1 protein-coding gene is annotated in these 1,694 nt (G+C 61.1%); it reads left to right on the forward strand.

The features are described 5' to 3' along the window. Window positions 1-88 precede the first annotated feature (88 nt). Entirely contained in the window at window positions 89-1,636 is a 1,548-nt protein-coding gene (locus ACR0IK_RS24310) for a trimethylamine methyltransferase family protein (protein WP_480643681.1), read from the forward strand. Window positions 1,637-1,694 lie beyond the last annotated feature (58 nt).

Consider the following 1,694-nt stretch of genomic DNA (forward strand, 5'->3'; position numbering starts at 1 on the left):
TGTCGTTTCCTGCAATCAGATATCGCAATCAGTGATGTTTGAGTTTGGCGAATCCTTCAGTTTGGCGACAAGATTGGAGATACGCCCTATGAACACTCGAACAGCTTCGCGCTCTGGTGGACGCGCGGCGCGTCGTGCCAAGCGCACTGCGCCAAATTTTCAGATGCTGCCCGGCCTGACCCGCAACATCCCCGAATGTGAGGTGATGGATGGCAGTCAGGTGGAACGCATCGACAGCGCCGCCATGGATATACTGGAGAATGTCGGCGTTCAGTTTCGCGATCCCGTCGCACTGGAGGACTGGAAGAAAGCCGGTGCCAAGGTGGATGGAGAGCTGGTCTATCTGGACCGCAACATGGTGCGCGAGCTGATCTCGACCATCCCGGCGCAGTTCACCTATCACGCCCGCAACCCGGCCAAAAACGTCAAGCTGGGCGGCAAGCACTCGGTCTTCGTGCCGATGACCGGCGCACCGTTCCTGCGCGATCTGGATGATGTGCGCCGCAATCCGTTGCTGGAAGATCTGGCGATGTTCCACAAGCTCAGCCACATGATGCCGGCGCTGCACAGCTCGGCCCACCATATTGTCGAGCCCTACGATCACCCGATCAGCCAGCGGCATCTGCGCATCACTTACTCGTCGATGAAATACTCGGACAAGATGTTCATGGGCATGACCACCTCGCCCAGGAACGCCGAGGATGTGATGGATATGTGCGACATCCTGTTCGGCGAAGGCTTCATCGACGACCATCCGGTGACCACCGGCAACTGTAACGGTAACAGCCCGCTGGTCTGGGATGAGACCATGCTGGGCGCGATGCGCGCCTTCTGCCGCCGCAACCAGCCGGTGCTGTGCTCACCCTTCGTTCTGGGGGGTGCGAACACGCCCGCGTCAGTGCCTGCAACCGTGGCGCAGCTGACCGCCGAGGCGCTGTCGGCGCTGGCTTACACGCAGGTGATCCGCAAGGGCGCACCGGCGATCTGGGGGCACTACCTGTCGACGGTGTCGATGAAGTCGGGCGCGCCGATGGCGGGGACGCCCGAGATCAGCCTGATGAATTTCATGATCGGCCAGATGGCGCGGTTCTATGATGTGCCGTGGCGAACCTCGAACACGCTGGGCGGGGCCAAGACCTTTGACGCGCAGGCGGGGTATGAATCGGCGACCACGCTGGGCGCGGTTGTTCATGCGGGCGCCAACTATATCTGGCACTCGGCCGGGTGGAACGAGGCGGGCATGCACTGCTCGGTCGCCAAGTTCATCGTCGATGCCGAGCAATGCGCCATGGCCTATCGCATGGCCGAGGGGCCGAAATGGGGCGACTTCGATCAGGCGCTGGCGGCGGTTCCGGATGTGGGTCCCGGTGGCCACTACCTGGGCCACCCGCACACGCAGGAGAACTTTCAGACTGCGTTCTTCATGCCGGAAATGTTCGACAACAACTCGATCGAACAATGGCAGGCGGAAGGCAGTGTCGAAATTACGGAACGAGCACTGAAACATGCGCGCAAGCTGCTGGCCGAATATCAAGAGCCGAAACTGGACGAGGCCAGAAACGAGGCGCTGCTGGACTACATCGCCCGGCGCGAACGCGAAATCCCGGCCGCCGATGAACTGAACCAGAGCTACTGACCCCTCAACGCACTCCCCGACTGGTCCGCCGTTTCAGGCGGACATTTTTGTCGCCAAA

This window comes from Ruegeria sp. BF7, from assembly GCF_056538605.1.

Coding starts and splice junctions, on each gene's coding strand:
- ACR0IK_RS24310 (WP_480643681.1), top strand. CDS start 89: ATGAACACTCGAACAGCTTCGCGCTCTGGTGGACGCGCGGCGCGTCGT.